The organism is Kribbella albertanoniae (assembly GCF_004348455.1).
Taxonomy (GTDB): domain Bacteria; phylum Actinomycetota; class Actinomycetes; order Propionibacteriales; family Kribbellaceae; genus Kribbella; species Kribbella albertanoniae.
Genome location: NZ_SMKA01000004.1, coordinates 41,332 through 54,371 on the forward strand (window position 1 = coordinate 41,332; position 13,040 = coordinate 54,371).

At 66.9% G+C, this 13,040-nt stretch carries 12 protein-coding genes; 3 read left to right on the forward strand and 9 right to left on the reverse strand.

What is annotated here, in order from left to right:
- Positions 1 to 23: 23 nt before the first annotated feature.
- The gene (locus E1261_RS02205) at positions 24 to 2,162 is read right to left on the reverse strand and encodes a heavy metal translocating P-type ATPase (RefSeq protein WP_132400938.1); all 2,139 of its coding nucleotides are present in this window, start codon (positions 2,160 to 2,162) and stop codon (positions 24 to 26) included.
- A gap of 239 nt (positions 2,163 to 2,401) precedes the next feature.
- Here E1261_RS02205 and E1261_RS02210 point away from each other — a divergent pair, with 239 nt between their 5' ends.
- Complete coding sequence (locus E1261_RS02210) at positions 2,402 to 2,698, forward strand: metal-sensitive transcriptional regulator (protein ID WP_132400941.1); 297 nt, start codon at positions 2,402 to 2,404, stop codon at positions 2,696 to 2,698.
- Positions 2,699 to 2,715: 17 nt separating this feature from the next.
- On the opposite strand, the gene E1261_RS02215 is transcribed toward E1261_RS02210, so the two are convergent.
- The 3 genes from E1261_RS02215 to E1261_RS02225 all read right to left on the reverse strand — a co-directional run bounded on the left by E1261_RS02215 (position 2,716) and on the right by E1261_RS02225 (position 6,676).
- The gene (locus tag E1261_RS02215; RefSeq protein WP_238175957.1) at positions 2,716 to 3,459 is read right to left on the reverse strand and encodes a M28 family metallopeptidase; all 744 of its coding nucleotides are present in this window, start codon (positions 3,457 to 3,459) and stop codon (positions 2,716 to 2,718) included.
- 299 nt (positions 3,460 to 3,758) lie between these two features.
- Positions 3,759 to 5,396, reverse strand: a complete 1,638-nt coding sequence (murJ, locus tag E1261_RS02220) for a murein biosynthesis integral membrane protein MurJ (RefSeq protein ID WP_132400947.1) — start codon at positions 5,394 to 5,396, stop codon at positions 3,759 to 3,761.
- Entirely contained in the window at positions 5,393 to 6,676 is a 1,284-nt protein-coding gene (locus tag E1261_RS02225) for a lipid II:glycine glycyltransferase FemX (protein ID WP_238175958.1), read from the reverse strand. The genes murJ and E1261_RS02225 overlap by 4 nt, the downstream gene beginning before the upstream one ends.
- Before the next feature lie 737 nt (positions 6,677 to 7,413).
- Here E1261_RS02225 and E1261_RS02230 point away from each other — a divergent pair.
- Entirely contained in the window at positions 7,414 to 8,481 is a 1,068-nt protein-coding gene (locus E1261_RS02230) for a hypothetical protein (protein WP_132400950.1), read from the forward strand.
- Between the two features lie 34 nt (positions 8,482 to 8,515).
- On the opposite strand, the gene E1261_RS02235 is transcribed toward E1261_RS02230, so the two are convergent.
- The 5 genes from E1261_RS02235 to E1261_RS02255 form a co-directional block, all read right to left on the reverse strand.
- Positions 8,516 to 9,460: a M56 family metallopeptidase gene (locus tag E1261_RS02235; RefSeq protein WP_132400953.1), complete on the reverse strand. Its 945-nt coding sequence runs from the start codon at positions 9,458 to 9,460 to the stop codon at positions 8,516 to 8,518.
- Positions 9,457 to 9,837, reverse strand: coding sequence for a BlaI/MecI/CopY family transcriptional regulator (locus tag E1261_RS02240; RefSeq protein WP_132400956.1), 381 nt, complete (start codon positions 9,835 to 9,837; stop codon positions 9,457 to 9,459). The genes E1261_RS02235 and E1261_RS02240 overlap by 4 nt, the downstream gene beginning before the upstream one ends.
- Before the next feature lie 54 nt (positions 9,838 to 9,891).
- Positions 9,892 to 10,800, reverse strand: a complete 909-nt coding sequence (locus E1261_RS02245; RefSeq protein ID WP_238175959.1) for a WD40/YVTN/BNR-like repeat-containing protein — start codon at positions 10,798 to 10,800, stop codon at positions 9,892 to 9,894.
- Positions 10,801 to 10,930: 130 nt separating this feature from the next.
- Positions 10,931 to 11,401 (reverse strand): DUF2752 domain-containing protein, encoded by a 471-nt coding sequence (locus E1261_RS02250; RefSeq protein ID WP_132400962.1) that lies wholly within the window; start codon positions 11,399 to 11,401, stop codon positions 10,931 to 10,933.
- Positions 11,402 to 11,491: 90 nt separating this feature from the next.
- Positions 11,492 to 12,175 carry a methyltransferase domain-containing protein gene (locus E1261_RS02255; protein WP_238175960.1) on the reverse strand — a complete coding sequence of 228 codons (684 nt, stop codon included), beginning with the start codon at positions 12,173 to 12,175 and terminating at the stop codon, positions 11,492 to 11,494.
- Between the two features lie 224 nt (positions 12,176 to 12,399).
- Here E1261_RS02255 and E1261_RS02260 point away from each other — a divergent pair, with 224 nt between their 5' ends.
- Complete coding sequence (locus E1261_RS02260) at positions 12,400 to 12,969, forward strand: DUF6153 family protein (RefSeq protein ID WP_132400968.1); 570 nt, start codon at positions 12,400 to 12,402, stop codon at positions 12,967 to 12,969.
- Positions 12,970 to 13,040 lie beyond the last annotated feature (71 nt).

Here is a 13,040-nt window from a genome sequence, read left to right on the forward strand (position 1 = left end):
GAATCCATCGGTCGGGGAGTGGGTCAGCGGTCCGGTGTCAGCCGGACCCGGCGCAGGAGCTGGGCATTGGCGGCGACGACGATGGTCGAGGCCGACATCAGTACTGCGCCGATGGCAGGGCTGAGCGTGATACCGGCCCAGGCCAGCACGCCGGCGGCGAGCGGGATGGCGACGACGTTGTAGCCGGCGGCCCAGGCGAGGTTCTGGATCATCTTGCGGTACGACGCCTTCGACAGCCGGATGATGCCGGTGACGCCGCGCGGATCGGATGAAGCCAGCACGACGCCGGCCGATTCGATGGCAACGTCCGTGCCGGCACCGATCGCGATCCCGACATCGGCACGAGCCAGCGCGGGTGCGTCGTTGACGCCGTCGCCGACCATCGCCACCGTCAGGCCGCGGGCCTGTAGTTCGATGACCGCTTTGTCCTTGTCGGCGGGCAGTACTTCGGCGAAGACCTCATCAATGCCCTCGCGGAAACCGAGATCCGCCGCAACAGCCCGGGCGACCGGCTCGGCATCGCCGGTGATCATGACGATCTTGCTGACGCCGATCGCGCGGAGCTGCTCGACGGCCTCGCGAGCTTCAGGCCGTACTTCGTCCTCCAGCGCGACCGCGCCCGTCGCCACCGACGTGGAGCCCTCGACCCGCAGCAGATAAAGCACCGCGGCTCCGCGTCCAGACCATTCCTCGGCCTTGTCCCGCAGGCCGCTCGGCACCGTTGCATCCAACTCACGCAGCAGCGCGGGCCCGCCAACCGCGTAAGTCGCACCTTCGACCGTGGCCTGAACGCCTCGACCGGTGAGCGACTTGAACTCGCTCGCCTTGGCACGTCCGCCGCGCTGGTCGGCAGCCGTGACGATCGCGCGCGCCAGTGGGTGCTCGCTGTCGGCTTCGACGGCACCGGCGATGCGCAGTACTTCCTGCTCGTCGATGCTGTCGCCGGCGACGCCGGAGACGACGTGCTCACCCTTCGTCAGGGTTCCGGTCTTGTCGAACAGAACCGCGTTGACGGTGCGCATCCGCTCCAGTGCCATCCGGTCCTTGACCAGGATGCCCGCCTTCGCGGCGACCGCGGTGGACAATGCGATCACCAGCGGAATGGCCAGCCCGAGGGCGTGCGGGCAGGCGATGACCAGGACGGTGACGGTCCGTACGACGGACTCGTCGAGGTCGCCGAAGGCCCACCAGGCGACGAAGGTGATCAGCGCTGCGGCGGTGGCAATGTAGAACAGCATCGCGGCGAACCGGTCGGCCAGGACCTGGGCGCGTCCGCTGGACTGCTGTGCCTCGGAGACGAGCCGCTGGATTCCCGCCAGGGCGGTGTCCTCGCCGACCGCGTCGACCCGGACCCGGATCGCGGAATCGGTCGCGACCGTACCCGCGACCACCCGATCGCCGGTCGACTTGGCGACCGGCCGGGACTCGCCGGTGATCATCGATTCGTCGAGCTCTGCGGCTCCGTCCACGATCTCGCCGTCGGCCGGGACCCGGGCGCCAGACCTCACCAGGACGACGTCGCCGACACGCAGGTCGGAGACCGAGACGGTCTCGACGCCGTCGCCGGTGACCCGGTCGGCGTCATCGGGCAGCAACGCGGCCAACGCCGCGAGCGCTCCTTGGGCCTGGCCGATCGCCTTCATCTCCTGCCAGTGACCCAGCAGCATGATCGTGACGAGTGCGGCCAGTTCCCACCAGAAGTCCAGGTCGAATACACCGAGACTGGTGGCGAGCGAGGCGACGTACGCGACGGTGATCGCCATCGAGATCAGCAGCATCATGCCCGGGGCCCGGTCGCGGGCCTCGCGGACGCCGCCGACCAGGAACGGCCAGCCACCGTAGAAGAAGACGAACGTGCCCAGTACCGGCCCGACCCAGCTCATGCCGGGGAAGTCCAACGTGTAGCCGAACCAGCCCATCACCATGTGGCTGGTCGCCACGATCGGCAGCGTCAGCAGCAGGCTCAACCAGAACTTCTGCCGGAACATCTCCGGGTCATGACCGGCGTGCTTGTCATGCCCGCCGTGGGCGCCGTGATCTGTGTGCTGACCAGACCCACCGTGGTCGACGGCGGTGGGCCCGGTCGTCGCCGTGTGCGCGTCGTGATGGTGTTCATCGCCAGGGTGCTGGTGATCCTGGCCGGATGGAGTGGCCTTCACCATGATGTGTCCTCTCAGTGTCCGCGTCGGTGTGACAGCAGTTGCCAAGTCGCTGCCACCACCTCTGAACAATATACCCCATAGGGGTATTCCGGATTGGCGTGTCGCTCCGTGCCGCAAGTGCGCTGCGGGCTTCCAGGGACATTAGCAGATACCCTAGGGGGGTACGATCGCCCGGCGGAATCCCGCCGTAGCGGATTGGCGGTAGTGTGCGCGGCGAGGTCAGGGAGGAAGTGGTGGGAATGGCGCAGCAAGCGCAGCACGGTTACATCGGCGACAAAGAGGCATATCAGCGTCGGCTGAAGCGGATCGAGGGCCAGGCTCGCGGCCTGCAACGGATGGTCGATGACGAGCAGTACTGCATCGACATCCTCACCCAGATCTCGGCCATGACGAAGGCGCTGGAATCCGTGGCGCTCGGGCTGCTGGACGATCATCTGGCGCATTGCGTCGTCGACGCGGCGGCTGCCGGCGGCCCAGAGGCGGACCGCAAGCTCAAGGAAGCCTCCGAAGCGATTGCCCGCCTCGTCCGCTCCTAGCGCTGGGGCGAGCCGGTTCACCTCATGACCGCCCAGGTCAGCCGTACCGCGGCGGCGATCGTCTCGAGCCTGAGCACGGAGGGCCGGTCCCGGATCGTGTGGTACTGGCTGTAGGGCCGGCCGCCGATTACCACGGCCGGCAGGTCCACGTCCTCGAACGACAGGTGGTCGCTGGCGCGGCTTGTGCATTCGGTGACAGACACCGCGACTTCCTTGGCCCGCCGCACGACAGCCGCGCTGAACCGATCGGAGAGCCGGCGGCCCCGGCAGACCGGCAAGATCGACCCGGTGCCGACGGCATCGAGCGAGATCATGCCGCGATATGTCCTGCGGGCAGTGTCGTCGAGGGTTGCGGCGTAGGCCTTGGATCCGAAGTGGCTGCCACGGGGACGACGTGGTTCTTCGCCGCCGAAGACGATGAACACGATGGCTGGTTGCGACCGGGATGCTGCCGCCAGCCGAGCGAGTTCGAGCAGAGCCGCGACACCAGAGGCGTTGTCGTTCGCACCTGGTGAGTCCGGAACGGTGTCCAGATGTGCACCGACCAGAAGGCGAGGCTGAGTGGAGGAGAGGGTGGGGAGCGCGGCAACGAGGTTCGTCGTCGTGCCGGCGCGAAGCCGGAACGACTGCCATGTACCGGCCGGCACCGGCACCGATTGACGGCGTACCTGGTAACCGAGTGCCCGAAGCCGGGCTTCTGTGTAGTCGGCCGCTGTTGCGTAGGCCGTGGAGGTTGCCTCCCGCGGTCCGATCCGGGTCAAGGCTTTGATTGTCGCGGCCATCGCCACCAGATCTGCTGTCGGTGGGGTGAGTGCAGACGGAGTCGGCCGGCGCGTCACAGGCGACGGCATCGGTGTTCGCGGTGACGGTGGTGCCGACGAAACCGTCTCGTCGATCGGTGTGGGCGTGGTCGGCCGTCCGGGGGAAGGTTGCGTCGCGGAATCGGCGCAGGACGTTCCGATTGCCAGCGCCAGTGTGGCGGCGAGCGCGGACGTCGACCGGCGAAGAGACATTGTGTGCACATCCTTTTCAGTGACCGGCGAGCGACGGGACAGGGCGTTCAGATCAGGCGCCGGACACGTCGTCGCGCCGTTTCGGTGAGCATGGCGATATCGCCGATGTGCAGGACGCGAGCCGAGATGGCAAACAGGACCAGGAACCCGATCGACCCAGCGACGACCGCCATCAGTGACGCCGAGGCGCCATAGCCGACCAGGGCCGCAGTTACCCGGCCGATGGCGTACGCCGCGGCGGCGGGCACGATGCTCGCGAGTAGGAGCCGCGCATGGTGACGCACGGCATCGCCGGCTCCGAAGTCACCGATCCGTGCGTGCAGTTTCCGGGCGGTGACCGCCAGTCCAACGGCGTTGGCGATCCCGTAGCCGGCGGCCATGCCAGTGACGGCCCAGCGAGCCGGCAGCGTCATGAAGGCGCCGATCGACAGCCAGCCGTGAACACATGTCGTCACGACCGCGATCGCCAGGGGCGTCTTCGTGTCGTGGAACGCATAGAACACCCTCACCAGAACGTACTGCGCCGAGAACGGGATCAGCCCGAGCGCGAACGCCATCAGCATGTACCCGATCGCCAGAGTGTCCTGGAGGGCTACGTTGCCTCGCAGAAACGCCGCCGTTGCGATCTGGGGACCGAGAGCGAGGAACAGCAGGGCCGTCGGCACGATCACGGTGGCGCTGATACGTACGACGTACGCCACATCAGCGCGGACCGCCGCGAAGTCGTGGTCGGCGGCTGCACCGCTCAATCTGGGCATCAATGCGGTCAGCATCGACACGGTGACAACCCCCTGAGGGATGAGCCAGAGCAGGTGCGCGTTGCTGTAGGCGGTGTAGCCGACGCCGTACGGGATACCTTGCCGGTCGGCCCCCACGGAGACGTTCGTGGAGAGCAGCGTGACGACCCAGTACCCGATCTGGTTGACGATGACGACCAGCACGGTCCAGACGGCCAACTCCGCGATCCGTTGGATGTCCTTGTCGCGCCAACGCACCCGAGGCTGCCATCTGAAGCCGGTCGCGCGGAGCGCGGGTATCAAGATCACAGCCTGCACGATGACGCCTGCCGTGGTCCCTGCACCCAGAAGCCGGATTTCCAGGGTTCCGAGTTCCGCGGCGGTGTTGCTGTCGCTCGCAACCACGAGATAGATGCACACGGTGACGATGACCACGAGGTTGTTCACGACCGGGGCCCACATCATCGGCCCGAACCGGCCGCGGACGTTGAGCAGTTGCCCGAGCATCGTGAACAGTCCGTAGAAGAAGATCTGCGGCAGAAAGAAGCGGGCGAAGGTGATGGTGAGGGTTCGCTGAGCGCCGGTGAAGTCCGAGTAGAGGTCGACGATCTGGGGAGCCAGCAGCCACGAGGTGACGGTGATCGTCAACAGGAAGAGCAGGGCTGCGTTCAGCAGCCGGTTGGCGAACTCAGCGCCGCCGTCGGGATCCCGCCGGGCCGCGGCGGTGAGTTGCGGGACGAAGACCGCGTTGAGTGCGCCGCCCAGAAGCAGGATGTAGAGAATGGTCGGCAGGGTGTTGGCCACGTTGTAGGCGTCCGCGAGCAGCGCTGTTCCGAGCGCCGCGACGAGAGCCGCGTTCCGCGCGAAGCCGGTGATCCTGGAGACGATCGTTCCTGCCGCCATGATCGCGCTCGAGCGCAGCAGCGGCGGGCCGTCGGTCGTCGTCATACAAGCCGCCGGGACGCCAGATAGAGGTTGAAGGCGTGGTACAGGGAACGATTGAGTGGGTAGTCCCACTCGCCGAGCAGTTCGACAGCTCGACCGCCAGTGCCGACCTTCCATCGGAGGAGCCCGCTGCGACGGTCCGTTGTGTCCAGGGTGGTGTTGAACCCTCGCATGTCGTACGTGGCACAACCCGCGCGGTGGGCATCTCGGATCATCTGCCACTGCACGGCGTGGCTCGGGCACAGTTGCCGGCGGTGGCTGGCTGACGCCCCCAGGTGGTACCAGGCGCGGTCCCCGACAATGTTCATCGTGTGTGCGGCCAGTGTCTCGCCGCTGTGGCGCGCCAGGTACAGCGCCATCCTTTCTGGATGCTCAGCGCTGAGCGCGTCGTACTGTCGTTGGTAGTAGCCAAGTGACCTGCCCAGGTCGAAGCCATCGCGTTCCTGGGTGACCTTGAGAAGCGTGTAGAAAGCCGGCAGGTCTTGACCGTCCCCGAGGGAAACCGCGACCCCCTCGCGCTCGGCTTTCCTGATGCTGTGGCGCCACTGCTTGTTGAATCCTCTCCAGATGTCGTCGAGCGAACGGTTCGCCAGGGGAAGTTCGAAGATGAGTGCCGGCTGCACGGAGGCGCGGGTCAGCCGGCCGCTGCTGCGCCATCCGAGGGACCGCAACTGCTCTGCGGCCGCAACCCCGTTGTCGTTCACCTCATCTGGCGCGACATCGCCAAGGTCGAGGACCTCATCATGACGCAGTGCCGACTTGAGGGTCGGCGCGTTCCATCGGTGCAGGTCGACTGCCGGTCCTATCCGGACCGCGAAGGCTCGCCGTTCGCGAAGATGCGAGACCAGTGGATCGAGCCACCGGGAAAGGTCGCCATCGCTCCAGTCGATCAGGGGGCCTTCGGGCAGGTAGGCGAATCGGTGTCCAGTCGCTCGAATGGTTCGGTAAAGCACGAGAGCCGACCCCACGATCGTTCCGGTTCGATCGGTCCAGCCGATCGTTTCGGATTCCCAGCCGGCCTTCACCTGCGCCCATGACGGGCACTGGAGGAAGCTGGCACTCGGCAGAGTCTGGATGTAGTCGGCGTGCAACTCGGGGGTGATGGTGAGGACCTCGAACGGATCCTGCTGCGGCCGCGGCTGCGGCGAAGAATGCGGCGATGACGGATGGCGCGAGATTTGGCCAGTCATGGGAGTACTCCTTGAAGGCTTCAGGCGTGACCACTCCCAGGGCTTTGCTCGACGTCGCTCAGACGCGTCGCTTGCCGCCGGTGAGTCGGCCACCAATGGATCGGAGAAGCCCGGGCTGCGTCGATCTACTGCGTCGGCAGGTCTACCTGGGGCCTTCGAGGCGTCTCAGGAACAAAGCAACTGCCACACAACCGGGCCGCTTCCGGGAAGGGGAGCGGAATCCATTGGTCGGCCTACAGCAACAGTCGTGACGAGAGGGCCAGCCGTCGGGCTGGCTGGGGGCATGCGATTCTCGCCCAGACTGCAGGGAAGGCGAGGAGCGGAGGCAGGATCCACCTTCGTGATGGCAGAGCTCGCAGGACAAGGGTGAGCAGAAGCCCGAAGGCCATCGCGATCAAGAAAGCCAAGCAGGCGCCAGGCATCGGATGGGGTTCGTGGCTCGCGGCGCTGCCCGACATATCGCCGGCTGCAGGCGCGCCGAACTTGCTCCCGACGGTGGGCCGATCCTCGCCGTGCTTGGCACGAAGGACGTCCGGCACTGATTCGAGCGTCGAGGTACAGCCATGCAGGGAAGAGCCAACCGAGCTGGACCGGCTCTCGGGGTGCGGCGAACTGTGGGTGATCAACGTCAGGAGACCCACGGCTACGGCGAACGCGATGATCGCCGGCAGACCGCCGTTCCTGCGCCTCACCTTGTCCATGCGCCTCTCTCAGAGTCAGCTGGGCCTCGATGCGTGTTCTACTAAGGAGCATAGTAGATGGAGGGGGTCGCCAACCGGCACCGCCCGGCACCGCGTCCAGATCGTCGAAACCAGGCAGAGGTGAGTGGGATGCGCGTACCAGCCAAACTGGCCGGCCATCGAGGGAACGCCGAGCAGCGCTCCAGCGTTGCGGACGATGGCATCGCCGCGCTACTGGGTGTCTGGCTGATCGCTGGCGTGTACGCCGACGGCTGGGCGCACCTGAACGTTGGCGGACTGGACAGCTTCTTCACGCCGTGGCACGGGGCCTTGTACGGCGGGTTCACGGCGTTGACGGCGTGGCTGGCCTGGATGACGTGGCGACGTAAGCAGCCTGGCCGCAGCTGGCGTGACGCGATCCCTGCCGGGTACCGGCAGGGGGTGGTGGGGGTTGCGGTGTTTGCTGCCGGCGGTGTCGCTGACATGGTGTGGCATCTGGTGTTCGGGGTCGAGGCCGGGGTTGATGCTTTGGTCAGTCCCACCCACCTGGTGCTGCTGGTTGGGGGCACCTTGTTGCTGTCGAGCCCGCTGCGCGCAGTGCTCCAGCGTTCCGGGGCGTTGCCGCGCCGAGTCACCGATGCCTGGCCTGCGGCCGTGTCGCTGGCCACGATGACTGCTCTGGCGGGGTTCTTCCTGAGCTATGTATCGGTGTTCGCTCAGCCGACCGCCACCATGCCACTGACCTCGATCCCTGAGGGAGCGCCAGGTCACCTCGAGGCGGAACTGCCTGCCACCGTTGGATTGGCCGGCTACTTGATCGGTACGGCGTTGATCGTCGTACCGCTGCTGCTCGCGCGGCGCCGGGGGCCGTTGCCGGCGGGAACGGTCGCACTCGTGGTGACTTTTGTCGCTGTCCCGGCCGCGGCCTTGTCCGAGATGCGCTGGGCGGTGCCTGCAATCGCTGCCGTCGGGGCGAGTCTGGTCGTCGAGCTGCTGCTGCGAGCCCTTCCGGCGGCGTCGGCGGTGACGCTGGCGGTTGGCGTGCCAGGCGCAGTGTGGAGTGGTCAGCTGATCGGCCTGGCGCTGGCGGGTGACCTGGGATGGGGTGTAGAGATGTGGGCTGGTGTCGTCGTCCTCACCACGCTCGCGGGATACCTGCTTGCTGTCGTTGCCGGCGCCAACGACCGGCCACGCACATCGGCCGGGATGGCCGGCTGACGAAAGCGTCGATGGGCTGCCGAGCTTCGGGAAGTCAGGTCAGTCCGCAGTAGTCCATGCCGGCGGCCACGAGTGCGGGGACGGCGATGACGACGGGTGCGATCAGTACGCCCGCGATCACGCCTGCGAGGGTGCTGTGCATTGCGCGGCGTAGCGGGAGCCGTCGGCTGGTGAGCCGCAGGAGGCGCAGTTCGGTGGCTTCGCCGCTCAGCGCGAGTGCAGCGGCGGGTGGTGCGGCGCCGGCCAGTAGGAGGATGGCGTTCGCCACGCTCGACGGCCGGTGGCGTCGGCAGGCTTGGTCGTCGGCTGCGAGTTCTACCAGTCGCCGGACCTGCTGGTGACCCCAGGTGAAGACTGGGATGCCGGGAAATGCGAGAGCCAGTCCTTGCGAGAACCCCACGAGCAAATGGTGGCGGCCGGCCAGGTGGGCCTGCTCGTGGGCCAGTACGGCTGCGAGTTGGCTGCGGCTGAGCAAGCCCAGTGCCGCGCTGGTCACCACGATGCGGTGGCCGCGGCCGGGAAGGCAGAACGCCGACGGTGCCGGGTGCTCGAGGACGAGGATGTCGAACTCGGGGTCATGGCAGGCGACGAGTTCGAGGATCTGGCGGTGCCGATGGCGCTGCCGCGCGGCGCGGCGCAGAACTGTCGTCACGCCCCACACGGCTCTGGCCGCCACGGCGATCATGACAACGATGGCGAGCGTGGTGGTGGCTGCTCCGCCGGGTGTCGCGTAGGCGGCGCGCAGGTTCGTTGCGCAGATGTGGAGTATGTCGGCCAGGTCGGTGCTGACCAGGTGCAGCCGCACCGCCAGTGCGGCGGCGCCGAACAGGACCGACGACAACACCGAGGCTGCCAGTGCGTGCCAGGTCGCGATGGCCAGCCGCGGCGCGTTGGCCGGCCATGCTGCTTCGCGCAGCAGCCATGCCCCACCGGTCGCCATCAGAAGTGCGTACCCGAACAGGGTCACGGCGATGATCATGCGGATCGTCCCTTGGAACTGCTGGTGTCGTCGTCGCGCAGCAAGGTGCGCAGTTGTGACACCTCATTGGGCGGCATCTGCTCGACGAACTGCAGCAGGGCGGCGACCGGGTCGCCGCTGTCGGCCAGTGCCTCGCCCATCAGTTCTGCGGCGTACTCGGCGCGGCTGCGCGTCGGCCGGTACCGGTGTGCGCGGCCATCACGCTCACGGGCGAGGAATCCTTTGCTGTGCAGGTTGTCCATCACGGTCAGGACCGTCGTGTAGGCCAGCGGACGGGTGGTCTGCAGGTGGTCGAGAACGGTCCGCACCGTTGCCGGGGTGTCCTGGGTCCACAGGTGATTCATCACCACTGCTTCCAGATCACCGAATCCGCGCATGGCTCATTCTCCCTCGATCCGTGTCCGCATGCCTGTGGCGTCGTCGACGAGCGGTCATGCGGCCGTCCAGGTCGATCCCGAATCGGTGCTGGACTGCAGTTGGGCGCGGTCGCCGGTCAAGGTGGCGGCCAGTAGTCGGCCCTGCTTGTCGAACGCGGCGGCCGCGGTGCCGGCGGGTGCATCGATCTTCTGCCACGACCGGCCGGCGTCGGTGCTGACCATCAGCCCGTCGGCGCCGACCGCGGCCATCCGGGCGTGATCATCAGGATCCCAGGCCACCGACATTGCGCCGCGTGGGCCTCCCAGAGATTGCCAGTTCCGGCCGCCGTCGCGGGTCTCGACCACGGTGCCCCCCATATCCGGTGCGATCGCGTGGTCGGGGTTGATGGCATCGACCAGGATCGTGCCCATGAACGACCGCCCGACCACGCTGCGCTGGATGAACGTCTTGCCGGCGTCGGTCGAGACGAACATGCCCGCCTGCGGCGAGGCCAGATAGACCGTAGACCCGGTGCCACCGAGGGAGTGGACATCGGTGACGGGCAGATCGACCGGTGCGGCCGCGAAGGTGGCCCCTGTGTCGGTCGAGACGTACAGGCCCTCGTGGCCACCGACGAGTATGCGGCCGGCAACGCTGGCCCAAGCCATTGCATCCTTGCCTTCCAGGCCGCGCACGGCTGTCCATGCGCCGGCGCCGTCGCTGTAGGCCGCTCCGGCGTGCCCGCTGACGAACCGGCGATCCCCGGCGACCATGACCGCATGCAGGTCGCCACCCACCAGCGCCTCACCGGCGGCCACCGCTCCCGGTCCGCTGGCCGGATCCTGGTCACGACCGCGCCACGACGCGACGCCGGCCACGACCACACCGACCGTTACCAGCACCGCCATCAGCGGGAGAATGCCGCGCCCGCGGCCGGAGGGCTGGACCATGGGCGACCGCGCCGCAGAGGTCTGTTTGGCCATGGCCCGGAGTTCTCCTGTCGACAGGGGGTGTCACCAACCAACAACTATCGTGCATAGTAGATGCCCTGCTGTCCCTGACCAATACCCCTGACCGCCACGGACATCAACCAGCTGCTGGTGTCCGCGATCGTCAGGAGGGGAGACCTGTCCAGGGCTCCATGAGCAGGTCGGCGTGCAGTTGCTGACGTACCTCGAGGGCTGCTATCGCGACGAGCAGCGCGATGATCCACAGGCGCTTGTGCGATAGGCGGAAGCCGAGCCACCGTCGCGTTGTCAAGCCGATCACCGTGCGGCACAACAGCACTGCGGCAGCGAAGGCGAGCGGAAAGATGATCGGATTGTACGTCCAGGCCGCAGTCCACTGGCCATGGGCGAACAGGTAGGTGGCGCGGGTCCCCCCGCAGAGCGGATCCATGATCCCGGCGAAGTGCAGCGGTCCGTGCAGATTCGCCCTCGGCACGCCGGCGACCGCGAGCACAACGGCAGTCAGCAATCCAGTCAGCGTCAGCGCGGTCAGCGAGCGATGCGGATCCCGCGACCGGATCGAGAGCCAAGAACCGGTGCCAGCCCTCGCCTGCGGCGGGTCCTGATCGACATTCATGACATCGCCATCGACTTCCCTTTCAAGGCTGTCGTGGAGTTCGACTCGTTTCCGGCGAGGCTGCAGGAGACGAGTGGCCGGGGTCGGGGATCAGTCTCGGCGCTTGCGGAACACGAGTAGTTCGGTGCGACCGCCGCTGAGGGGCTCGAAGTGGCTGCCGACGAGATCGAGGCCCCAGCGATCGAGCAACTGAACAGTCCAGTTGCGTGGCGTCACCATGTAGATGACAGCGTTCTCGGCCACCCAGGTCTTCGTCGCCTGCTCGTCCAGGCAGGCCTCCGTGACGATGTCGAAGGCGACGATCCCGCCTGGGCGGACCACTCGGGCCATCTCCTCCAGGTACCCGACAGTCGTCACGAACGGGATATAGACGAAGAGCTTGTGCGCTTGGACAAGATCGACCGAGCTCGTCGCCGTCGCTGACAAGGTGTGACCGTCGGCCGGATGCTCCACCAGGTTGGGCAGCCTTCGCAGGTAGGGAAGCCAGTCTGAGGCCGTCTCGTAGATCTCGTACGCCGAGGGCCGCAAAACCTCGATGATCTTCTCGGCGTACCGTCCTGACCCCGGACCGATCTCGCACACCCGGTCCACCTCGTTGCCTAGAGCACTCATCTGCAACAGCGCCTGCACTGCCGCAGCCGTCACCTGCGGCTCGGCACTGTACTGGTCGAGGTAGTCACCGACAGACAAGCCCGCGCGCTTCGCGGCTGCGATGGTCTGCCTGGCCGGCAAGAAGGCTTGGATTGCCCGATCGGTCGTGCGGGCACGGATCATCTGAACACCCAAGGGCCGCAGAACAGTGTTGATACCTTGACGTATCACGCTGGCAATCGCCATGTCGCTCCCCCGGACCACTGCGGCCGCCTCGATTCCACCCAACTACTATGCGAGATAGTAGTTGGGGTCTGTGCCCGGAACAAGAGGGGCGTGTCGGGCACCTCGCCGCGTGATGTCCGGCCAGCACATTCGGCGGGTTGTGGCCGGATCGACGTTGACCTGTGACCACGGCGTCGGGCGGAGGATGGCTATCGTGGGGTCTGATGAACATTCGGAGCTTATCGGGAGTGTCGGGGCTTACGCGGCGCCTGACGCTGCTCGGTGTGCTTGCCGGCGTGTTCGCGATGCATGCCTTGACGATGAATCACGATCCGGCCATGGCCGGCATGGACAGCATCGCCTCGATGACCTCCTCCGGTGCGGGACACACGTCTGCCGCGACCGGAGTCGCCGCAGTTGCCGACAACGGTGGAGCACCATCTGGTCACGTCAGGATGTCTGATCAGGTGACTGCCGAAATGGCGGCGGTGACCGAGTTTGCGTCGGCCTCGAACTTGATGGTGTCGGCTCACTCCAATGCCGGCAGCCATCAGATGAGCGACGTGTGTGTGGCCGTTCTGGCGGCGTCACTCGCGCTTGTGGGGCTGGCGTTGATGCTGTGCTGGCTGCGGTCTGCCCGGTTCGCGCCCTGGGCGTGGCAGCTGCTGCCGCTGCAGTTGTCACCACTGTCCGGGCGTTCTCCGCCTTGGCTGGCGCCGTCGTTGTCGAAGCTCTGCGTACTGCGGACCTAGGCCCACCGGCCTGTGGGTGACCGCATGCTGTGGCGTGCCGTCTACCTGTCTTCGCATACCCAGATCTCTTC

Excerpts from the sequence above, each read along its gene's own strand:
- murJ (WP_132400947.1), bottom strand. The coding sequence starts at position 5,396 with ATGACGACGACCGACGGCCCGCCGCTGCTGCGCTCGAGCGCGATCATG.
- E1261_RS02230 (WP_132400950.1), top strand. The coding sequence starts at position 7,414 with ATGCGCGTACCAGCCAAACTGGCCGGCCATCGAGGGAACGCCGAGCAG.
- E1261_RS02245 (WP_238175959.1), bottom strand. The coding sequence starts at position 10,800 with ATGGCCAAACAGACCTCTGCGGCGCGGTCGCCCATGGTCCAGCCCTCC.
- E1261_RS02205 (WP_132400938.1), bottom strand. The coding sequence starts at position 2,162 with ATGGTGAAGGCCACTCCATCCGGCCAGGATCACCAGCACCCTGGCGAT.
- E1261_RS02250 (WP_132400962.1), bottom strand. The coding sequence starts at position 11,401 with ATGAATGTCGATCAGGACCCGCCGCAGGCGAGGGCTGGCACCGGTTCT.
- E1261_RS02235 (WP_132400953.1), bottom strand. The coding sequence starts at position 9,460 with ATGATCATCGCCGTGACCCTGTTCGGGTACGCACTTCTGATGGCGACC.
- E1261_RS02255 (WP_238175960.1), bottom strand. The coding sequence starts at position 12,175 with ATGATCCGTGCCCGCACGACCGATCGGGCAATCCAAGCCTTCTTGCCG.
- E1261_RS02210 (WP_132400941.1), top strand. The coding sequence starts at position 2,402 with ATGGCGCAGCAAGCGCAGCACGGTTACATCGGCGACAAAGAGGCATAT.
- E1261_RS02240 (WP_132400956.1), bottom strand. The coding sequence starts at position 9,837 with ATGCGCGGATTCGGTGATCTGGAAGCAGTGGTGATGAATCACCTGTGG.